At 32.5% G+C, this 22,908-nt stretch carries 19 protein-coding genes and 1 tRNA gene; 14 read left to right on the top strand and 6 right to left on the bottom strand.

What is annotated here, in order from left to right:
- Window positions 1–258 precede the first annotated feature (258 nt).
- Entirely contained in the window at window positions 259–549 is a 291-nt protein-coding gene (locus LB449_RS07900; protein WP_224454554.1) for a hypothetical protein, read from the bottom strand.
- Between the two features lie 41 nt (window positions 550–590).
- Between LB449_RS07900 and LB449_RS07895 the strand changes: the two genes are divergently transcribed.
- The 12 genes from LB449_RS07895 to LB449_RS07840 all read left to right on the top strand — a co-directional run bounded on the left by LB449_RS07895 (window position 591) and on the right by LB449_RS07840 (window position 14,721).
- The gene (locus tag LB449_RS07895; RefSeq protein WP_224454883.1) at window positions 591–1,448 is read left to right on the top strand and encodes a DUF3987 domain-containing protein; all 858 of its coding nucleotides are present in this window, start codon (window positions 591–593) and stop codon (window positions 1,446–1,448) included.
- A 112-nt stretch (window positions 1,449–1,560) separates the two neighbouring features.
- The gene (locus LB449_RS07890) at window positions 1,561–2,553 is read left to right on the top strand and encodes a DUF6371 domain-containing protein (RefSeq protein ID WP_224454553.1); all 993 of its coding nucleotides are present in this window, start codon (window positions 1,561–1,563) and stop codon (window positions 2,551–2,553) included.
- Between the two features lie 88 nt (window positions 2,554–2,641).
- Window positions 2,642–5,818, top strand: a complete 3,177-nt coding sequence (locus tag LB449_RS07885) for an Eco57I restriction-modification methylase domain-containing protein (protein ID WP_224454552.1) — start codon at window positions 2,642–2,644, stop codon at window positions 5,816–5,818.
- Between the two features lie 2 nt (window positions 5,819–5,820).
- On the top strand, window positions 5,821–6,405 hold the full coding sequence (locus tag LB449_RS07880) for a hypothetical protein (RefSeq protein ID WP_224454551.1): 585 nt from the start codon (window positions 5,821–5,823) through the stop codon (window positions 6,403–6,405).
- A 141-nt stretch (window positions 6,406–6,546) separates the two neighbouring features.
- Window positions 6,547–6,693, top strand: coding sequence for a hypothetical protein (locus LB449_RS07875; RefSeq protein WP_224454550.1), 147 nt, complete (start codon window positions 6,547–6,549; stop codon window positions 6,691–6,693).
- A gap of 4 nt (window positions 6,694–6,697) precedes the next feature.
- Window positions 6,698–7,768, top strand: coding sequence for a hypothetical protein (locus LB449_RS07870; RefSeq protein ID WP_224454549.1), 1,071 nt, complete (start codon window positions 6,698–6,700; stop codon window positions 7,766–7,768).
- Window positions 7,769–7,849: 81 nt separating this feature from the next.
- On the top strand, window positions 7,850–10,354 hold the full coding sequence (locus tag LB449_RS07865) for a DUF4268 domain-containing protein (RefSeq protein ID WP_224454548.1): 2,505 nt from the start codon (window positions 7,850–7,852) through the stop codon (window positions 10,352–10,354).
- An 80-nt stretch (window positions 10,355–10,434) separates the two neighbouring features.
- The gene (locus tag LB449_RS07860; RefSeq protein ID WP_224454547.1) at window positions 10,435–11,664 is read left to right on the top strand and encodes a retropepsin-like aspartic protease family protein; all 1,230 of its coding nucleotides are present in this window, start codon (window positions 10,435–10,437) and stop codon (window positions 11,662–11,664) included.
- 151 nt (window positions 11,665–11,815) lie between these two features.
- On the top strand, window positions 11,816–12,130 hold the full coding sequence (locus LB449_RS07855; RefSeq protein ID WP_224454546.1) for a helix-turn-helix domain-containing protein: 315 nt from the start codon (window positions 11,816–11,818) through the stop codon (window positions 12,128–12,130).
- Window positions 12,131–12,196: 66 nt separating this feature from the next.
- The gene (locus LB449_RS07850; RefSeq protein ID WP_224454545.1) at window positions 12,197–12,922 is read left to right on the top strand and encodes a hypothetical protein; all 726 of its coding nucleotides are present in this window, start codon (window positions 12,197–12,199) and stop codon (window positions 12,920–12,922) included.
- Between the two features lie 125 nt (window positions 12,923–13,047).
- Window positions 13,048–13,632, top strand: a complete 585-nt coding sequence (locus LB449_RS07845) for a hypothetical protein (RefSeq protein ID WP_224454544.1) — start codon at window positions 13,048–13,050, stop codon at window positions 13,630–13,632.
- 516 nt (window positions 13,633–14,148) lie between these two features.
- Window positions 14,149–14,721 carry a hypothetical protein gene (locus LB449_RS07840; protein WP_224454543.1) on the top strand — a complete coding sequence of 191 codons (573 nt, stop codon included), beginning with the start codon at window positions 14,149–14,151 and terminating at the stop codon, window positions 14,719–14,721.
- A gap of 318 nt (window positions 14,722–15,039) precedes the next feature.
- Here LB449_RS07840 and LB449_RS07835 read toward each other — a convergent pair.
- Window positions 15,040–15,124: transfer RNA gene (locus LB449_RS07835), tRNA-Ser, on the bottom strand.
- A 338-nt stretch (window positions 15,125–15,462) separates the two neighbouring features.
- On the opposite strand from LB449_RS07835, the gene LB449_RS07830 reads away from it, so the two are divergent.
- Window positions 15,463–16,473, top strand: a complete 1,011-nt coding sequence (locus LB449_RS07830) for a M28 family metallopeptidase (protein WP_224454542.1) — start codon at window positions 15,463–15,465, stop codon at window positions 16,471–16,473.
- 50 nt (window positions 16,474–16,523) lie between these two features.
- Here LB449_RS07830 and LB449_RS07825 read toward each other — a convergent pair whose 3' ends face one another.
- Genes LB449_RS07825 through LB449_RS07815 form a run of 3 tightly spaced genes read right to left on the bottom strand, consistent with a single transcriptional unit; the run spans window position 16,524 to window position 20,130 of the window.
- Entirely contained in the window at window positions 16,524–17,141 is a 618-nt protein-coding gene (locus LB449_RS07825; RefSeq protein ID WP_224454541.1) for an L-threonylcarbamoyladenylate synthase, read from the bottom strand.
- A 35-nt stretch (window positions 17,142–17,176) separates the two neighbouring features.
- Entirely contained in the window at window positions 17,177–17,812 is a 636-nt protein-coding gene (locus LB449_RS07820; RefSeq protein WP_224454540.1) for a potassium channel family protein, read from the bottom strand.
- Window positions 17,812–20,130 carry an ATP-dependent helicase gene (locus LB449_RS07815; RefSeq protein WP_224454539.1) on the bottom strand — a complete coding sequence of 773 codons (2,319 nt, stop codon included), beginning with the start codon at window positions 20,128–20,130 and terminating at the stop codon, window positions 17,812–17,814. The genes LB449_RS07820 and LB449_RS07815 overlap by 1 nt, the downstream gene beginning before the upstream one ends.
- 138 nt (window positions 20,131–20,268) lie before the next feature.
- On the opposite strand from LB449_RS07815, the gene LB449_RS07810 reads away from it, so the two are divergent.
- Window positions 20,269–20,793 (top strand): DUF7935 family protein, encoded by a 525-nt coding sequence (locus LB449_RS07810; protein WP_224454538.1) that lies wholly within the window; start codon window positions 20,269–20,271, stop codon window positions 20,791–20,793.
- Here the strand turns inward: LB449_RS07810 and LB449_RS07805 are convergent.
- The gene (locus LB449_RS07805) at window positions 20,790–22,868 is read right to left on the bottom strand and encodes a M1 family metallopeptidase (protein WP_224454537.1); all 2,079 of its coding nucleotides are present in this window, start codon (window positions 22,866–22,868) and stop codon (window positions 20,790–20,792) included. The genes LB449_RS07810 and LB449_RS07805 overlap by 4 nt on opposite strands.
- Window positions 22,869–22,908: the final 40 nt, after the last annotated feature.

Here is a 22,908-nt window from a genome sequence, read left to right as displayed (position 1 = left end):
TTTTTTAAACTTGGATTTGTATTAAACTTGATCAATCTGGACTTGAAGCTAAAGGTTAATTGAAAATAATGCTTGGATTGGGAGTTAATCAGAATAAAAGAACAACTTAATATTAATAAACTAAAAAGCTATAATTAATGCAGAGCTTTTAAATAAATAACACAATAAATAAATTGTGAGTTTTAATACAGAATGTCCAAAATGCCACAGTGAAGACGCTTACCATAATGGGACATGTTATGAATGCCCAGAATGTGATTATGAGTGTGAAGATTTAGGCTTTTCTTTAGTCAGAATATCGTTTAATTTATTGAAGATTTCTATGAAACCATCCTCAACAAGTTTGTGGGAAATAAACTGAGTTAAATTTATTTTCTCTTTTTTACTAGGATGATAGGTTTTTATGGCAAAAACCTTTTCTTCTATTTTACTCAACTCTGGTTTTAGATGATTAAACTTGCATTCTTTTTCTACTGTTTTTAAAAGTCCTTTGTCTTTTAGTGGTCTTAAATCCACTTCAATTGTGAAATAATTATCCTTAATTTTCAAACTTTTATAAGAAATCTTTACTCTTAAATCTTCGTGTTTGACTGATTCAAAACGCTACTATTGAAAAAGCACAGCACATTCACTATCAAAACTTAAGTGGTGTTGGTGTTTATTATGATGAAGTACGGCCGATCATTCAAAAGATGATAAACCCAAACAGTAGAGACGGTATAGAATGGCTTGTGTTTTTTTTGGAAGGTTTTACGAACAATGTTATTGATATTTCAAGAAAGACGACTGAAAGCTTCAGGATTGAGTCTGGTTATGTAACGCTCATTGGAGGAATACAGAATCAATTCATAAATGATTTACATAATGATTCTTTGGTTGCTTCAGGTTTTATCGACAGGCTTTTGTTTACAACGCAGATAACACGTAATACGACCATCTCAAGTAACACAATGTCTAAGGATATTATCGAAAATTATAGTAGAGCAGTGACGAATTTATTAGAGTATAAGCTCCAGAGCGAACAGACTGATGAAACGATAAAAGAGCGAAGGTTATTAATGACCGATAGTGCGGTGGATCTTCTTCGCTCCTACTCTCAGACATTACTTGATCGTAAAGAGCAAAGTGAGTCACCTATAAAGGAGTATTATTCGAAATTAATGATATACCTCCATAAGCTATCTATTATATGCTTTCTAATGAGAAATGCTAAAGAGAGCACTTTTAAGAGAAGCGTTGAGAGACGAGATGTGACTTTCGCAATCGAATTAATTGAGTTTTATCAATTAAATTTTAAAGCCATAATAAGCTTAAACAAAGTGAGCGATGAGCCTCCACTCAAAAGTTTAATAAAGTTAGCAAAAAAGAATAATGCATCTCAAAAATCTGTAGTTGAGGTTACAGGACTCTCAAAAGGTCAGGTTTCTAAATATTGGAATAAACAATAGGAAACTGGAAACTTCACTTCTTCATAAATTAAGACTTATACATCTAATTATCAATAAGTTATAGTCGATTATTAAAAGGTTTCGAGTTTCCTGTTTCAAACTAATTTTCATCATGCTCCAACGAATAAAACAAAATCTAAAATTTGACAAAAAACGAGATTATAGTTTAATAACCCCTTGTTGCCATAAATCGAATAGGGATGGGAAGTTTGTTAATTACAAAGGGCTATCTAAGCAGTATGGGTTTTGTCATTCCTGTGGAAAAGCCTTAGTTCCATCAACATTTTATAAAGATGAGTTTGGAAATCTTTACAAGTGGAATTCAAATACAAATAAGTTCGAGAGGAATGATATTCTAGGATTTGAATATAAAAACACTGTTGATTACACTTCTTCAATGGAAACAGGTGACAATAATTATGATAACTCAATTACAAACAGGTCTATTGAAAAACCTACCATCAAAAAAAGTAGGACTATTGATTTTAGCATTGTAGAAGCATCAATGAAAAGGACTAATGTGAATTCTCTTTCTAAATACCTTTACGATAATTTTGATTCTCAAAAAGTGAAAAATGTGCTTCAAGATTATTACCTGGGAACTTCAACTCGGGGATTTGCTATATTTTGGTTTATCAATAAGCAAGGAAAGGTTCAAAAATCTAAAGAGGTGCTTTACAAGCTTAATGGAAAACGAACAAATTACTTCAAGGTTCCCTATAAAAATGAAGACAACTACTTCTTTTGCCTTTTTGGTGAACACCTAATCACTGATTTGACAAAGCCACTAATTCTTGTCGAAAGTGAAAAAACAGCCCTTATTTGTAAAATTGAGTTCCCAGAGTACAATTGGCTAGCCTATTCAGGCATCAACGGTATGACCTACAATAAGATGTATGCCCTCAAGGGGAGACAAATTGTAATTATCCCTGATATAAGTCAACAAGCTGTTGACATTGCTAAAAAACAAATGAAAAAACTACAAAGCCTCGATATTGATTTTAAGATCCTTGATCTTACTTACGGGAAGTCCGATAAGGAGCTAAAAGCTTTAGGGTATTACAATGCAGATATAGCCGACATTCTTTGTCAAACTATGTTATAAAATCATTGTGCAATAAAATTCTTAGAATCCCTAAATCTAAATAAGTTTCCTATTTTAGTAATCCAATCTTTATGTAATTATTCATCCAATGGGGTTATTCCAGAATACGGTTATCCAGAAATACATCAATGCCCAAGATCAAGCTTTATTAAAAGAAAAGTGGGAAGCTTATAAAACTTACTTCCATGATTCTAATGTTCAGGAAAACATTAGAAATTCCAAAGAAGAACAGTACCAGGAAGGTTTTTTAAGGGATTTATTTGTCAAAATTTTAGGCTATACCCTTAATCCAAATAATGCTTTCAACTTAACCACTGAGCTTAAAAACGTCAAAGACAGTAAAAAAGCGGATGGTGCAATCATCATTGATGATAAAGTGAGAGCTGTAATTGAATTGAAAGGCACTAACACAACCGATTTAAGTAAAATTGAAGCTCAGGCTTTTGGCTATAAAAACAACCAATCTGGCTGTACGTATGTCATTACCTCCAATTTTGAAAAGCTTAGATTTTACATTGATAATGCTATAGAGCATAAGACTTTCAATCTGTTTGAACTTACAAAAGAAGATTTTAGCTTATTGTATCTCTGCCTCGCTTATGACAATGTCAAGCGTGATCTTCCTAAAAAGATCAAAAATGATTCGCATAATCAGGAGGATATTACCACCAAACAGCTTTATAAAGATTACAGTATTTTCAAGAGAGAATTATACAATAATCTGGTAGAGCTTAACCCCAAGTTTGAATCCCTACTCCTATTCAAAAAGTCGCAGAAATTACTAGATCGGTTCTTGTTTTTATTCTTTGCTGAAGATCGTCATTTGTTACCACCTAATTCTGTGAGAATGATCCTGAAGCAATGGAAACAGCTTCAGGAATTGGACGCTTATTCGCCCCTTTATAAACGGTTCATGAAATACTTTGGCTATCTCAACACGGGACACAAAGGTAAGAAATATGATGTTTATCCCTACAACGGTGGTTTGTTCAAACCAGATGAAGTGCTGGATCATGTAAAGATTGATGATGAACTTTTATATAAGTACACGCTTAAATTGTCTGAATATGACTTTGCCAGCGAGGTTGACGTCAATATTCTGGGACACATTTTTGAAAATTCCTTGAATGAGATTGAAGAAGTTCAAACTCAGTTGGAGGAAAACTCTAATGAGACTAAAATCTCTAAACGTAAGAAAGACGGTGTGTTTTACACCCCAAAATACATCACCAAATATATTGTTGAAAACACCATGGGAAAGCTATGTGAAGAAAAGAAAACCGAGGTTAATCTTGTTGATGAAGATTACACTATAAAGAGACAGACTAAAACTAAAAAGGACTTATTAGAAAAACTGAATACTTACCGAGATTGGTTATTACAACTCACCGTTGTAGATCCTGCTTGTGGGTCTGGAGCTTTTCTAAACGAAGCTTTGAACTACTTGATAGACGAACATCAATATCTTGATGAATTGGAAACCAAACTCATGGGTGGTGGTCTGGTCTTTCCAAATGTGGAGAACAGCATTTTGGAAAACAATCTCTTTGGTGTTGATATTAATAATGAGTCTGTAGAGATTGCCAAACTTTCATTATGGCTTAGAACAGCACAACCTAATCGAAAACTGAATGATCTAAGCGGAAACATTAAATGTGGTAATTCTTTAATTGATAATCCCGACGTAGCTGGTGATAAAGCTTTTAGCTGGGAAAACGAATTTCCGCAAGTATTTGAAAAAGGAGGATTTGATGTGGTGATAGGGAATCCACCATATTTACGAAAGCAAGGTTTGATTGAAAGTTATCCTAAGATGTGTGATTTTTATGAAAATAAATATCAATCAGCAACCTCTAATTATGACATTTATGCACTTTTCATTGAAAGGAGCTTTGATCTTATAAACGATATTGGTATTGTCTCCTACATTTTACCACATAAGTTTTTAGTCACAGATTTTGGAGTAGGAATAAGACAGTTTTTTATTGAAAAACAAGCTGTGAAAAGTGTTTTACATTTTGGTTCAGACATGGTGTTTTCTGATGCTTCCACTTACACCTGTATAATCAACTTAGATAAATCTAAAAAGGATCAAGTACTTTTCAAAAAGATTAATCCATTAGAAATCAACATTTCATTTGAATGGGATTATATTCTATATAAAAATTTAGATGATGGTAACTGGGATCTTCAAAGCCAAACAGTACTTGATTTAATTGATAAACTGAAAGAACGCCCTTATAAAATCAATGATGTATTTGACAAAATATTTGTAGGAATGCAAACTAGCTTGGATGCAGTCTATGTATTTGAAGGTATTGACAAAGGGGACCATATAGATGCATACAACTCAAAATTTGATTATAGATTTAAAATTGAAAAAGAGTTGACCAAACCTTTTATAAAAGGCAATGAAATATATAAGTACAAAGCCTTAAGTAATAAGAATTTTGTTTTATTCCCATATAATAATGACGGGACTCTAGTTGATGAAAATTATATCAAGACCAATTTACCATACACATTTTCATATTTAAAACATTTTGAATCAGAAATTAAAGGAAGGGAGAAAGGTAAAATGGATATTAAAACAGGATGGTACTCATACATTTACAAAAAAAACCATGATAAGTTTCCACATCCAAAGATTATGACTCAGGAGATTTCTTTTGGATGCAATATGACTTATGATGAAAAAGGTGAATTTTATCATCCAACCACTATTTATTCTTTTGTAAAAAAAGAAAAGTTTAAAGTTGATGATAAATTTTATTTAGGGATATTCAATTCAAAAGTTATGTGGTTTTTCCTCAAAAATACAAGCACAGAACTGAGAGGAGGCTATTTCAGGTTTAAGACAAATTATTTAAAACCTTTCCCCCTTCCTGAAGTTCCTGAAAATCCAGAACCTTACGTAGAAATAGTAAGTTTAATACTAAAATTAAACAAAGGATTACAAGAAGCATCAGCTAAGTTTCAACGAAATTTACAACGCCAATTTCCAGAAGAATTAGAAAAACTACCTAAAAAGCTTCAAGACTGGTATGAGTTAAGTTACGCTGAATTTATCAAACAACTGAAAAAGAAAAAAATCAAACTCAGTCTTTCCCAGGAAGCTGAGTGGGAAGATTATTTTTTAACCGAACAAACAAAAGCATTAGAAATTGCAACCCAAATCGATACCACAGATCATGAAATCGACCAGATGGTTTATGAGTTGTATGGGTTGACGGAGGAGGAGATAGAGATAGTTGAGAATAGTTAGGGATGGGAAAAGAAAAGGAAATTAGTATTACTGAGTTTACTCCTGAGCAATTAGCTGGATGGGAGGAATATCGCCAGGCATTGTATATACAAAAATCTAAAAGCGATGATCTTTTTGAAAAAGCGATAACATTTATTAGTTCAGGAGCATTAGGACTTACTCTAACCTTTCACGACAAAATAGCACCTGTAGATAATGCTATCTATGTTATCATAATAGCAATTGGTTGGGCACTTCTAGTAACAACACTTTTTTTAAATCTTATTAGTCATTATCAATCAAGTAAATCTACGGACGATTCGATTGATGAAATTGATAAAATTATGGATTACAAGATTTCATATTCTGTCTTTCAGAAAAATTTAAGCAAGCGCAACAAGCATATTAATAATCTAAATAAAGTCTCAATAACTCTGTTAGGTATTGGACTATTACTTATAATAATATACGTATCAATAAACATTCATTATGGCAAAACAACAAAATCAGAAGCCTCAGTCGAAACCACAAACCCGAAAACAACCCAAACCGAGCAATCAGATTCAGAAAGGTCAATCGATACCTCGACCTACATCCCAATTAAATAACAACCCTAAGAAGAAATAATATGAAAAATGATAGTAACAAGAAGAAAAAAGTAGTCCAAATAGATTTAGGAAACACTATACGGAAGCCTTCATTAAATCTTAAACCTCTATCTAAAAAGGAAAAATCTAAAAAATAAGTTTATGTCAAAAAAAGAAAATCCAAATATTGGTGAAAATACAAGGTGGGATAAAATCATGGACGAAGTTAAGAACGGTGCCACTATACCGAAACCACCAACCAGTTTGACTCCGAAAGAACAAACGGATAATAAAAGAGACAAAGAATAGTGGTATGAAATCAATACTGCTTTATAAAAGAGTAATTAAATTTTTGTTTTTTGCTATAATAGGATTTCTCATATTTATAACCAGTCAAGCAATAAATGAAACTGATAATTGGGAGCCATTCAATATTGATTTTGATTCTAGAAATCATATAATTTTAGCTTACGGATCACTTTTAGGAGGAATTCTAGCTTTTTTGTCAATCTTATTTGTTCTTTATCAAGTTTATGAACAGAGAGAACAAATTATTACAGAAAAACAGGAATTAGAAAATGAAAAACTTATAGATTTAAAAGACCGTCTGCTTTTATTAACTAATTATCTAAAAACTTTAGAAAAAGATATATTGAGTCATGGTGAAAGAATGGAGGCTTTTTTTAATGCGGAAAAGGAAAATCCTTCAGAGATGAATACGATGTATTTTAATACAAATAAAAACTTTGAGAGAGTGATTGAAATGGATATTCTATCAAATTTTAAAGCTTTCCAAGCTTTTTACAGTAAAGATGAAGAAAATTGGCAGAAACATTTCGTCGATTTGTATGAAATAACTGATTTTTATAACGAAGCGTTTAAAGAATTAAAAAAGAAATATGAATTACACATTGATGATAAAGTAAAAACAATGAAAAGTATTTCTTTAGATATGAGAAATCTTTTAGACTCTAATTCAAGACTAGTAGATCGTTATATGGAAGAACATGGTAAGGAAGAGTATTTAGATTTTCCTTGGTCTAACTTGATGAATAAATACACTTATGCCCATTATACTTATATAAACGAGATAAAAGAAGAGGATGAAACTCCTAATTTTAGACATATTTCTGATAACCTTCTTTTAAAATTAATAGATCAAGCTATGATTTTGAGAAAAGATATAGGTTATGACAATAAAGGTAGTCGCAATATAATTGAGTTAGCTTCTACTATCAGAAAAGAAATATGGCAAGTAGAGGAATATAGTAAACAATACGCTGAAAATTTGGAAGAATTTTTTGACGATTATTTCTGTTTTGATAACAATAATTTAAATGAACTTAAATCTATCAAACTAAAAATTGAAAGAAAAATAGAATAGTCAAGATCTTAATTACAAGAGTAAACCAAAAAAAAATAAACCTTCCTGATAAATAAGAATAACACCTATCAATCTAAAACTATGATAGCTACCCAATTACCAATAGTTGAATTTATAGAAAAACGAAATGTACAGTTTGTCATTCCTGTTTATCAACGTAATTATGATTGGTCAACGAATGAATGCCATAAATTATCAAATGATATAATTACTGTCGCTAGAGAGCAAAGCGGATCTCACTTTATAGGGAGTATAGTATTTATCCACGAAGGAGCCTACAGCACTAGAGAAGTAAAGGAATTGGTTATCATAGATGGTCAGCAACGGCTAACTACCATCAACATTTTGTATGTTGCCTTATTCCGTTTTGCTAAGGAAACAAATCAAGGGCATGAAGCTGAAAAGCTCTACAACATGTTTTTAACCAATCAGTATGTCCAAAATGAATCCAGCAAACTAAAACTGAAGCAGACCGATACAAATTCCCAAGCTTTTAAGGCAATAATGAACGCTACAGAAGGTGAATTTGATGCTTATTCCAATGTCATAGAGAATTTCAATTACTTTAAATCCAAAATAAATGAAGCAAATTTTCAGACAATCCTAGATGGTTTAAGAAAATTGATCTTCGTCGAGATTTCTTTGGAACGCGACAAAGATGATCCTCAGCGTATTTTTGAAAGTTTAAACTCAACTGGCTTAGACTTATCACAGTCAGACTTAATCAGGAATTATATCCTCATGGATTTACCTCCTAGACAACAGGATAAAGTGTACAATCAGATCTGGAATCCTATTGAAGAAAATGCTAAAGATTTAATAAAGCAAAAATCCTTAGTCTCTGAGTACATCAGGGATTACCTGACTTTGAAAAAGAAGAAAATACCTAACAAAAGTAAAGTCTATGAGGAGTTTAAGAAGATGTATCAAGATAAAGATGAGGCTTACCAACAAGAGCTTGAAAATATCAAATCATACTCTGTTCATTATAAAAAGTTGGTAAATCCACAGACTGTAAAAAACGATACCATCAGAAAGGAATTGAACTACATATCAAGGTTAGAAATTAATGTGGCTTTCCCTTTTCTTTTGCAGGTTTTTGAAGATGCCGATAATGGAATTATTAGTGATGAAATTCTAATTAAAATACTCAAACTCATCCAGTCTTATACCTGGCGAAGGTTTATAGTGGGCTTACCAACAAATGCTCTCAACAAGGTGTTTATGACATTATATTCTGAAATTGATACTGAGGATTATTACGAATCCGTTGTGCTAGCATTATACAAAAAACGTGGTAGTGGAAAGTTTCCTAATGACCAAGAAGTGAGAACAGCTCTAAAGGATAAGGATCTATATAATATTCAAACGAAGAATAGAAATTATATGTTTGAGCTGCTTGAAAACTTCAATAATAAAGAACACGTTGACACCAGTAATCCTAATATTTCCATTGAACACATTTTTCCTCAAAATCCAAATCCAGATTGGTCAAATCAGTTAAACAGTGAAGATTTTTTCATGTTCAAAGAACGGTATCTCAACACAATAGCAAACTTAACTTTATCAGGCAATAACGGTGCTTTAAGTAATAAATCTTTTAGTGCCAAAAAAGTGATGAACAATAACAATGACGAACAGGGCTATCAATTTAGCAGACTTTGGTTAAACTCTTATTTAACCACGTTAGATGAGTGGTCGATAAAGAATTATGAAGAACGATTTGAGCTTATTTATATTCGCTTTTTAAAAATTTGGGAATATCCAGACATAGAATTGCCTGAAGAAGAAAAGGGCACAGAAATAAATATTTTTGAAGCTGGTAACCCTACTGGAAAGAAGCTGGAATATTTTATTTTTGAAGATACAAAATACGATGAATCAGCGGTTTCAATGATGTATTTTGAAGTTGTGAAGACCTTATTTCAAAAAAATCCTAAACTCTTAATCGAGAATCAGGATATTATGAAAATAACTAAAAATGAAGAGGATTTTAGAGCACCTAGTGAAATCGCTAACGGCTATCAAATAGAGTTTAATATTGACAGTAAATCAAAATTTAATTATTTAAAAAAACTACTCACGCTTTACGATTTAGAGGATGAGCTTGTTATAAAATACAGCGATAACAATCCAATTTCTTTTAAAGCCAATAGACATGTAGTACGACATAAGTATTGGGAAAGAATTTTGGACAAAATTGAAAACACCCACCTATTTGAAAATGTAAATCCTACCAAAGATCATTGGTTAAGTACTGGTGCAGGTAAAGCTGGTGTTGCCTATACAATGGTTATCACCAAAAGTATCACAAGAATAGAATTGACTCTAGGTTCATCTAGTAAGGAACGAAATAAGCGTTATTTCAAAAGATTAGTAAATCATAAAACCGAAATAGAAAATCGATTTGGAGGTCAATTAGTGTGGGAAGAATTACCCAACAACAAAATGAGCAGAATCAAAATTGAGATAAACCATGTCAATCTTTTTAATGAAGATGACTGGGATGAAATGGATAATTTTTTCATTGAGAATTTACCAAAGTTTGAGGAGGCTTTTAAAAACTATTTAGGCCAACTTACATAATAAAAAATATGATAAAAAAAATATACATTTTTCTTACACTTTTATCGTTTATACCAGCTATTTCCCAAACTGTTATAAAAATGGAAAAAGTTAATGGAGTTTACAAAATACCATGTGAGGTTAACGGGATTAAAATGAAGTTTGTACTTGATACAGGTGCTTCTGATGTTACAATTTCGGGAACAGAAGCTAGCTTTCTTATAAAACAGGGGCTAATATCTAAAGAAGACGTAATAGGTAAAAAAAATTATCGATTAGCGGATGGCTCTATTAACGAGGGTACTAAAATAAGAATAAATAATATTAAAATCGGTGATATTAATATTAAGGACGTAACTGTGGCAGTTATTGAAAACCCCAATGCACCTTTATTGCTAGGTCAATCCCTCATGTCAAGACTTGGAAGTTTTGAAATCGAAGGGAATATATTAAGAATATACCCTAAATCTGAAAAAAAAATCTATGAGTTCTTAGGCATTGATTTGACAAAAACTATAGAAGACTTCGGATTAAGTAATGCTAACTTGTTTGAATCAAAACCATTAACAGGAGTTCCATTTGAAAGTTTAAAAATCCCCAGGGACCATGAATTAAAAGATCTTAATTTCGATAAACAGAGCTTAATTTTTGATGAAAATGGTAAAATATTTATGATTGGATTAGTAGAAAAATTTGATGAATATGATGAAAATTCTAAGAAAAAATTATCAAGAGAATTTTATGATAAACTTCGTAAGAGACTTATTTTAAATTTTGGTCAACCTGATAATGATAAAAGCAAAATTTCTGATTGGAATACCAAAAATTTTGAAATTAATATTAATGTCCAAGAAAATTATGACGTGGGTTTGTTTTATATCCCTAAGATTTTGATTGATGAAAAGAGAATAGGAACCTTATCAACTGAAAAGATAAGTGAAAAAGAGAGGGAATTGGCAACACTCAGGAAAGAAGTTGCTGAACAAATTGACACCTGGATAGATTCAGGATATGGATATAATATAAAAACTAGAGTTATATCTGAGAAATCTGATTTAAAAATTGAATTACTATTTATTACAGAAGAAGATGAAGATTTTAATTTTATAAAGTTTGCGGATTATTTTGCATTCGATGTATTAAATTACATTTTACCAAGCAGTGAAAATCTAAAAGTGCTTAAAATATTTTTGAATATAAATTTCGAAATTAAATTCATCAATAATGGGATTCAGAAATTATCATTTAATAGATACTTGAAAAAATCTGATCTAGAAAAAATCACACATCCATTATATCAAGATAAAGTAATCAGTATTTTAAGAAAATAGATGAAATAAATCCTTTGACTTTTAATTTTTCATTTATCGAGAAAGCATAGAAAACGACTTTTGATTTTTGAAAGAAAGCAATATCTTCAAAAAAATTAAAGAAGAAGAATTTATTGATAATTTAAAGGTCTGAAATCAAAAATACTTCAAAATGGAATCTACCTACAAAAGACTAATTGACGTTACTTTAGAAGAGCTTAAACATGAACTTGTAAAAGAAATTAAGAAAGAATTTAAGGAGGATTTTACTAAGGAACTAAAGAAGGTTTTAAAAGAACTAAAACCGAGTGAACCTACAAGATGGATTACAAGACAAGAAGCTTCAGAGCTTTTAGGGGTTACAGTAGCTACTTTGCATAACTGGAATAAGTCTGGCAAACTTAAAGCTCATAAAATAGGTAAGGTTGTGCGTTATGACTTAGAAGATATAAATAGTAAGAAAAATAGAGTTGATGTATCTAACTAAAGGGATCTTAAAAATAGTATTTTGATTAAATGGAGGAAATATTTAGTTGATCAATATCTTCAAAACTTGGAATTAAAGCTATTAGACAAATCTTATAATCACAGGTTTATAAAAGACTATAGCTTTAATAAAGAGGAGCAATCTTATCTGGACTCTAAGTTCAATCTCAGTCGATTTATGGATTCAGAGACACCGTTGATAGATCTAATGCAAAAAGGTCAAAGGGACTTGGTAAATCATTTCCTGTATGACAGTAGTATCATGGTTGATCCCAATGAAGAAAAGCAGGATCTAAGATTGTTTATTTGCTTCGTCCAGCATTATTTAAGTATACGATTAGAAGAACTAAGTCGAAGGTATATAGTTTTCCAGGATGGAATTATGCGCCTTTTCTTCAAGGGTTATAAAGTGAAAGAACAAGATTTTGAATTTATGAAGCAGTTTAATGCCTACAAAGATTCAAGACAACTCCAATACATCATGCTTGCCTCTTACGCATTAAAGTTAGCTGACCCAAGCTTGATTCTTGTGATGATTAAAAACATAGAGTTAATGACTAGCCTAACCATCATAAAAACAGGAAAACATATAGGCTTTTATAAAACAACAGAACGGCAAATTCTGAAAACAAGATCTAGTAGTCCTTACCAAAGGGAGATCATCAATTATATCACAAAATTCAAAAAAACTGAATTTGAGGATATAAAGAATAAGCTTTTAGAGGGTTTAAGAAATAAGCATGTGATGATTGAGGATAAAAGGTTGAGATATATTATTAATAGGCTTATTTAGGGAAAACTATATATTGGTTCATTAACTCTCTAGATATTTGATATAAACGTGTATTTTTATGAATACAAAATGAATTATGTGCAAGCTGAAAAAGGCCTGTGCGTTGTTATAAAAATCTAAATGAAATGAAAAAAATTATTTTACTATTTGCAGTTTTATATAATTCATTTGTTTGCAGTCAAAGTCTTGATGATGTTGTAAGATTTAAAACGATGAACTTAAATCAAATCGAGGAGACTTTAATTTTGGCTGACTGGAAATTTGTGAGTTCTGAAAATAGAAAGGCTAACACTAATCCGAAAAGCATTTGGGAATTCGAAGCTGAAACCTATACTTCGAGAACTTATGAATATATCGGATACGCTGGTGACCAAACTTTGTTTTCTGTAATCAATTATGCTGATAAAGACTCTAACAAAATAGAAATAAAGAGTGAGAATAGTTTAGTTTATAAAAATGTACTGCAAGATATTTTGGCCTCGAACTTCGAACTGACAGATAAAAATTGTCCTTATGAATCACATTACATGGGTGATTATAAAATTGGAGAAAAAGTGAATATGGAATCAAATGGTAAAGTTTATCAAAAAGGAAATAACAATATTCATATCATCATAAATAGATACGCTATCATAACTGACAAAAATGGCGGAAAGTTTAGCTACGATGGAAATGCAATGATTGACGAATTTAAAATAATTATCGAATAAGAAACTGAATGAAAAGCTAGCACATAACATCTAGTATACTAATAACTTTTATGTGCTAATCCGTAAGTTTTGGTATATTTAGAAACTTGTAAGATAAACCAAAAATTAAGCTAGTATTTGCACGCTACTGGCCATACTAGAGAACCGTTGTTCGTAAGTTGAACTCAACCGTATGGAAAAACAGAAGCTAAATAAGAATGTTGATGAGAGTAACTTAGAACACACTTTTAAGAATATCTTACTACTTGAAAAACTATTTGTTTTAGACAATTAAAAAGATTTACGAAATGAAATTAGAATAAACCATTATGTAATAGAAGATCCAAAAAAAATATCATAAATTATAATTAATTTCAAATAGAATTAAGGTAAAAACATAAAACCAACTTTTAAATAATTTCTTTATCCCAACTACTCACAATAATGTTTGCTAATATCCGGGCTTAATTGTATAAAGTTAGGTGTAAACAACTACACAAAATCAGGATAATGTATTTCGCATATTAATTCCAAATCATGTTTATATCAGAAGAACAATATATAAGAAAATTCAATGTCTATTCTAAAATGGTGGATTTTGATTCGATCAGAGACAACAGGGAGCGAATTAAAGAAAAAAGAAAAAACGAAAAAATCCAACTTAGTATTGAATTAGTTCCAAAAAGCAGTTGGTTTAATAATGTTCGTTCAAATGTCAAGAAGTCAGAATGGAACCGGATTAGATATGTAACATACGGTCTTGCAGAGTATAAATGCGAGATTTGTGACGACCGTGGAAATAGACATCCAGTAGAGTGTCATGAAGTATGGGACTTTAATAATTCTACTAAAATCCAAACATTAAAAGGTTTTATTTCGCTGTGCCCCTTATGCCATGAAGTAAAGCACTTAGGGCTAGCAAGAATCCGTGGAAATCATGACAGAGCATTTTCTAGGTTTTTGGAGCTTAATAACCTCTCTAAACATGAAGGTGTAAAACAATTTAAATTTTATAAAGAAGAATGGAAAGAAAGATCTAAGGTGGATTGGGAAATTGATCTTAATATCTTGGAATCTTACAAGCTAGATGTTTCTGATAGAATAGGGTGAATTTCTTTATGAACAGCAATGGCTTGCTGGGTGTAAAGTTTAAACTTTTAGAAGTTCAATTTATTAAAATTATTAAGCTGTCAGATTGGTATGTTCACAAAATAAATTGTTGCCTGAAATACAAAACCATTTATAAATTAGATATATGGTTTTATTTTAGAATCGGGGAGTGACTATATATAATCTCAAATAAAGTAAAGAGAGCTTGTACTAACTATATCTAAACCTTTTTAAAACATTCTCGGTACAAGCCACGGACAAATGAAAAATAAAAAAACCGTAATTAGCTGTATTTTAGCTTATTACGGTTTTTTAAAGCGGAGAAAGAGGGATTCGAACCCCCGGAGGTGTGACCCTCAACAGTTTTCAAGACTGCCGCATTCGACCACTCTGCCATTTCTCCAGATAACCAAATGTGGTTTTCTTTAGCGGTTGCAAATATAATAAGATTTTTAGTTTGACAAAATTATTCCCTTCTGTTTTTCATAAAATTGTTTTCACATTGGTCTTTAGAAGATTTTCACTTTATCAGTTAGTTTAAGTTTTTAAATCATGTTTTTCTAATGCATCGAAATCATTAGTTTATCATCGTTCAAGACTGGATGGCTAAATTAACTAGAGCATTAAGAAATGTATCTGTGAGCACGAAAATTAGCAGCGAACAAAATCTAAATGAAATTTCAGCTTTAATATTTCAAAGTCATAGCTATTACTAGTATTTTAGCGACAAATAAATGATTTATGAAAAAAATAATATTACCATTAGTTGTGGTTTTGGGTCTTGTTGGCTGCAAAACACAAATGAAAGATGTTAAAGATGTTGATCCTGTTCGGTTCTCTAATTCCATAACGTCTTCAGAATTAAGTGATTATCTGTATACGTTCAGTTCAGATGAATTTGAGGGGCGCGACACCGGAAGTAAGGGTCAAAAAGAAGCAGCTCAATACTTAAAGAATTATTATAAAAGCTTGAATATTCAAGGTGGTTCGGATGAAGATGATCCATACCTGCAAACCATTGATTCTTCTTTTTTTAATGGTAAATTACCTTCAAGTGAGAATGTTGTCGCCATGATTAAAGGGAGTGAGCTTCCTGAGGAGTATCTCATTATTACTTCTCACTATGATCATGTTGGGATGCGTAACGGTGAAATATATAATGGAGCAGATGATGGAGGGTCCGGATCTATGGCCATGATGGAAATTGCAGAAGCTTTCAAAAAAGCTATAGAAGAAGGTTATAGACCCAAAAGATCTATCGTTTTTCTTCACCTTACAGGTGAAGAAAAGGGTTTGTTAGGGTCTAAATATTATACTCAAAATCCTATTTTCCCTCTCGAAAATACAGTGGCTAATCTCAATATGGACATGATAGGTAGGGTAGACGAAGCTCATAAAAACAATCCAGATTATATCTACCTTATAGGTAGTGATAAATTGAGCACAGAACTTCATGAAATTTCTGAAGAAGCCAATTCTAAGTACGCAAATATAGATTTAGATTACACGTACAATGATGAAAATGATCCAAATAGATTCTACTATAGAAGTGACCATTACAATTTTGCAAAATTTGATATTCCAATTATATTTTATTTCAACGGTGTACATGAGGATTATCATAAACCAACGGATACAGCGGATAAGATTGATTACGAAGTGCTTGAAAAAAGAGCAAAACTCGTGTTCTTTACAGCTTGGGAAATTGCCAATCGTGATGAAAGACCTTTTGTAGATAAACCAACATTATAATTAATAGAATACAAAAAAACGGCAACTGTAACGTTGCCGTTTTTTTTACTTTATATATTAGCTGAACCTTTACCTTGCCTTATAAGCTCTGGTTCCGGTTGCGTTAAATCAATAACCGTAGATGCAATGTTATCACCATAACCAGCGTCTATGACTACGTCTACAAGTTTATCCCATTTTTCTGCAATCAATTCTGGATCTGTTGTGTATTCTACAACATCGTCATCATCTTTGATTGATGTCGAAATAATTGGATTACCAAGATGTTGAACAAGCATTTGCGCGATTTTATTATCTGGTACTCTTATACCAACTGTTTTTTTCTTCTTAAAGACTGAAGGGAGATTATTATTACCTGGTAATATAAAAGTATAAGGTCCAGGCAAATTGCGTTTTAAAATTTTGAATGTCGCAGAATCAAGTTGAGCGACATACTCAGACAGGTTGCTTAAATCTTTACAAACAAAAGAGAAATTGGCTTTTTCAAGTTTTACTCCTTTGAGACGTGCAATTTTTTCTAGGGCTTTGGTATTATTGATATCACACCCAAGTCCATAAACGGTGTCTGTGGGATAAATTACCAAACCACCATCTTTAAGAACTTTTGCAATGCGCTTTATTTCTTTTTCTGAAGGATTTTCTTCGTAAAGTTTGATGAGTTCTGCCATGTTCTTATGATTAAAATGAACTCTAATTTACGAAATTATTCACCTATAGATGATCTTTTTTTGATGGTATTCACTTTATCTGTAATATAGGATACGATAGTACCAAAAATAGCTATTCCATTAAGTATTAAAATACTTGCAACAAGTTTGCCTGGATTAGTAACTGGATAATAGTCCCCATAACCTACGGTTGTGATTGTGATATAGCTCCACCACAAAGCATCTTCAGCCGTTTGGATATTACCTACGTCTTTTTCTATGTATAAAACAAATGTTGAACTTAAAATTAAAGTTATGGTAGATACAAAAACTATCAATCCATAGAGACTTGCTTTTTTGTTGGTAATAATAAACTTATAAAGCCTATTTATAGATTTAACTATTCGCAAAATTCTAAAAATCCTAAGGACTCTTACGTATCTAAATTGATCTATAACAGGAAGGGATGACAATAAGTCCAACCAGCCGTAGGTGTAGAAATACTGCCAGCGTTTTTTTCTTTTATATAACTGTACAAAAAAATCATACAAAAAGATCATGCAAAGGCCGAAATCGTAATAATGAATTAGGCGATATAGCTCGGAATCCTGATCAATAAAGAAAGTAAAACTCAACAGTATGATACTGAATATTGATAATAGCGCAACAATGAGTTTGGTGACTGTTAACATTAAGAGATAACTTTAAGTTTAGCAAACTTCAGGATGAGGTTCTTAACCCCTCCATTTTCAAACTTAATCGCTGCTTTCTTATCCATCCCCACTCCTTCCATATTTAGGACCTCTCCTTTACCAAATCGAGTATGCTCTACCATTTGCCCTACATCCAACTGCATAGGTTTTGCTTTTTGGGTAGGAGTAGAGTCTCCTTCTGGTTTAATCTTTCTAAGTCGTTTTAGTTGCTGTTCAGTTGGTTTATGACTTGGAGGAGGGGTCCCGTTTTCTGGTTTAGTTTGCCTTAACTTGGACTTATCTACTTCGTCAAATATATCTTTATCGATAAGAGGTTTGTATCTATAATCGTCTTTTGGAATCATATAGTCTAGATACTTCTCATCGATTTCTTCAATAAACCGACTTGGTTCAGCATCGATCAATTTCCCCCAGCGGTATCTTGAAAGCACATAGGTGAGGTAAGCTTCTTTTTCTGCTCTAGTCAAGGCTACATAAAACAATCGTCGCTCTTCTTCAAGTTCAGATCTAGTACTCATGCTCATAGCAGAAGGGAATAGATCTTCCTCAAGGCCTACGATGTATACGTAAGGAAACTCAAGTCCTTTGGCCAAGTGAATCGTCATAAGAGCAACGCGATCTTCATCGGCTGTTTCTTTGTCTAATGACGTTGCTAAAGCGATATCTTCCAAAAATTCTGTAAGCGATCCCTCGGCATTCACCAGTTCTTTTTGGCCTTCTACAAAATCGCTAATACCATTAAGTAACTCTTCAATATTCTCTATTCTAGCAATTCCTTCTGGGGTGCCATCTTTTTTAAACTCTTGGAGAAGTCCTGTTTTTTTGGATACAATTTCTGTGATTTGAAAGGCATTCAAGGAGTCATTCTGAACTTTAAAACTTTTAATCATATTAACAAAGTTGACCAATTTTGTCTGAGTGCCTTTATTAATAGTTAAGTCGAGTTTATTTATATTTTCGATGATTTCAAAAATCGTCCTTTTATAATGATTGGCCGCCAGTGTTAATTTGTCAATCGTGGTCTGTCCTATACCTCTTGAGGGATAATTAATGACTCTTTTTAGAGATTCTTCATCTTTAGGATTTACAATCAACCTTAAATAAGCAAGAATATCTTTGACTTCTTTTCTCTGATAAAAGGATAGACCGCCATAAATACGGTATGGAATATCCTTACGTCTCAGGGCATCCTCAATAGATCTACTCTGGGCATTTGTACGGTACAATACAGCAAATTCTCCGTTTTTGGCACCTTCTTGCATGCGCTTCTCTGTAACAGAGTTGGCAACAAATCGGCCTTCTTCAGCATCATTCACCAGTCGATTTACATGAATTTTAGAACCCTCAAGGTTTTCCGTCCACACCACTTTGTCGAGCTTGGTTTTGTTTTTTTCAATAATGGAATTTGCAGCATCAACGATGTTTTTAGTAGACCTATAGTTTTGCTCTAGTCTGTAAGATTTTACATCGCTGTAATCCTTTTGGAAATTTAAAATATTATTGATGTTGGCTCCACGGAAGGCATAAATACTTTGTGCATCGTCTCCAACTACGCATATATTTTGAAACCTATCGCTTAAAGCTCTTACAATCAAATATTGAGAGTGATTGGTATCTTGATACTCGTCTACTAAGATGTATTTAAATTTTTGTTGGTACTTAGCGAGTACCTCAGGGAAACGTGTTAGAAGCTCATTGGTTCTTAACAACAAATCATCAAAATCCATAGCCCCAGACTTAAAACAACGATCAACATATTCCTGATAGATTTCTCCTAGTCTAGGTCGCTTAGCCATAGCATCTGCTTCTTTCAATTCTGGGTTTTGATGATAAGCTTTTACGGTAATCAGGCTGTTTTTAAATGAAGAAATTCTCGATTGAATTTGCTTGTATTTATAAATATCCTTGTCGAGATTCTTTTCTTTAATGATAGACCTCATCAATTGTTGGGAATCGTTGGAATCGTATATCGTAAAGTTGGAAGGAAAACCGAGTTTATCCCCTTCAAACCTCAATATTTTCGCAAATACTGAGTGAAAAGTTCCCATCCATAAATTTTTGGCTTCTGGTCCAACAATTTTAGATATCCTATTCTTCATCTCCCGAGCTGCCTTGTTGGTAAATGTTAAGGCAAGGATATTAAAAGAGTCTACACCCTCACTCATCAAATAAGCAATTCTATAGGTTAACACTCTTGTTTTGCCAGAACCTGCTCCCGCGATCACAATCATTGGTCCATCCTTCTGTAAAACAGCTTCGCGTTGAGCTTCATTAAGTTGTTTAATATAATCTTGCAAGATTCTAATTTTAAGTCATATGGTTATTCGTTCAAAATTAATCAATTTACACCCAATCTTTAAGTCTTCCAGTTTTTAATTTATAGTCTAAAAAGGTGAAGTTGATCATAATATCTATATTTGAATTAAAACTAAGCAATGCAGTCAGCTTCAGAACTTTTAGGGTATTTATCTTATTTAATACCATCGATAATAGTAGGGGTGATAGCCTTTTATTTCTTTAAAACATTTGTAGATCATCAAAAGGAAATGCAATATATGGAGCTTAGAAAAGAGAATAGGAGTGAAGTCTTACCCCTTAGATTACAAGCTTTTGAACGATTGGTTTTGTTTCTTGAACGCATTTCACCTGGTCAATTGCTTTCTCGGATAAAACCTGTTGGAGAAAATAAATACGATTATGAAAACTTACTTATAGCATCAATAGAACAAGAGTTTGAGCATAATTTGGTCCAGCAAGTTTATGTAAGTCAAAAATGTTGGGAGGCTATTAAGGCTTCCAAAAATTCGACTATTTCTTTAATCCGAAAAACGGCTATGAGTGATAAAATTACCTCCGCTCAAAAATTAAGAGAAGTAGTGTTAACAGAATTATTCGAAAGATCTTCACCAAGTGATACGGGTATTGCCTTTTTAAAAAATGAAATCAGGCAATTATTTTAATACCTAGTGTTGAAAAAAGTCTTTTCTCGAATACTAAAATCTTGAGCTAGTTTATTTAGGGCTTTAGAATGCTTTTCAGAATTCATCAAGGTATCCAGAAGTTCTCTGCAAAATTTTTTGAATTGCCACACAGGATGAAAAACACCTTCCATTAAATCCTTATAATTTTCTTTTGAGAAGGTATCAATTTGGTATAAATATCCAAAAGCATTCTCTCTCACTTGGTACGGGTAGCCTGGTTGGGTATGCTTGCTTAACTCACCATAAACCGAAGGCTTTTTATCAGGCTGATAATCTGGTGTAGCTAAGTTGAGAGTGAGCCAAAGGAGTTTTATATTTTTATTTTGAAAACCAACAGAAGCTTCCGTGGCCTCCAAATAGGTATGCCTATCTTCAGGGAAGGCTCTCCAAAGGTTAAATAATGCTTTTTCGACAGTGGTATATGAATCGTCCTTAAGCAGGCTTTCGTAGTCTGCCTTGAGTTCCTTGGGAATAGAAGTCAAAGAATTCGCAATGGCCTGCCTAACATATAGATTATTGGTTTCAAACGCCTTTTTATAGAGTGGAATCGAGAGGTCAAAGTCTCCACCATTAAGCTGATGTACAGCTTCCTGTCCTAAGTAATCATTCACAGGGAAATCAAGAGCGTTACTAATTCTATCTGTTTTAAGACTCAGTCGGGTTTCTCTAAAAGCAGCCAATTTTAAGTAGTTTTGAATAAACTCCTGCTTCTTTAAAAACAATAAGGTTTCTTTAGACTGAAATGCTTTTTGGTTAAGCCATAGCTCTTTAAAATTAGTGAGAGGTTGACCGTAATGAAACTCAACCTCAGTCATAAAATCTTCTGTGGTGACGTTCTTATAAGCATATTTATTTAAATAACTTTCAATAGCTTTTTGAAACACAGCCTCACCAACAGTGTTTTTTAGAATAATAAGCGCCCAAGCTCCTTTTTCGTAGTAAGTTAAAGAGCTTCCTCCAGGGCTTACGAGTACTTGTCCTTGTCCAGAATCACTTTTAGCTTTAAGTTCTTCTGCGGTTTTAAAAAGTTTAAAATAATAATACTCCTCCCCAAACACTTCCTTTTCTACCTCCAAGGCATAATAGGTGGCAAAGCCTTCGTGAAGCCAATGGTGTCTAGATGAAGCCTCGGTCACCGAATTACCAAACCACTGGTGAGCCAATTCGTGCGCTTGGACGTTTACAAAACTCCTGTCATTTGCTCCAATACTATCCACGACAAATTCTTCAGAAAAGGTATTGAGTGTTGTATTCTCCATACCAGCATACAAAAAATCTCGGACTGGGACTTGCTTGAAATTTTGCCAAGGATAATTTATATTGATTTTGTTTTCTAGACTATTAAAGATTTTGACATGGTCTTGATAAGTGTAACTCATCTTATCCAGATGTCTGGTTTCAAGATAGACTTGCAGTGGAACACCTTTTTTGCTTTTTGCAGACGTTCGCCTGAAGTCTCCCATTACAAAACCTACTAAGTAGCTACTCATCGGTTTTTGCATTTCATAGTGCCAAGATTTATGGTTCAATCTAGACCTTGTCTTGTTTAGGCTGCCATTAGCAATCACTTCATAATTCTTAGGAGCCTCGTAAGTAATAGTAAAGATCACCTTATCATTCATATCATCAAGACTTGGCAACCAGTGGGAAGTGTATTTGCCTTGTCCTTGGGTCCAGACTTGAGACGGATAGGCTTTCAAAGTTGAGTTGAAACTCACAAAGTAAAGCGCTTGTTTAGGCTCGCACTGATAAGAAAAAGTAGCCGAATAGCTTTTATCTTTTTTAAAATTACTTGTCATCCAAATTTTATCGTCTGTATTAACAATTTTGAGAGTATTTGATTCCGAAGGTTTAATGCGCATATCGACTGCGTCTAGATAAACAGAATCTACATCTTTTAGGGTCCTGAAACTGACTTCTACTTGTCCTTTTATTTCAAAATTAATGGTATCGATAGTAACTGTAGCATTTAGTTCTAAAAAGTCAACCTTTTCAGTTTGTTGCCCGTAGAGTAGAGAAGAGGACAGAAGCAAGAATACTATAATTTTTATCATTCTACAAAGTTAGGGTTTTGCAATAAAAAAAGCTGCTAGA

It is taken from the genome of Psychroflexus lacisalsi (genome assembly GCF_020164495.1).
GTDB classification, from domain to species: domain Bacteria; phylum Bacteroidota; class Bacteroidia; order Flavobacteriales; family Flavobacteriaceae; genus Psychroflexus; species Psychroflexus lacisalsi.
This window is presented reverse-complemented; position numbering and strand designations above follow the sequence as displayed.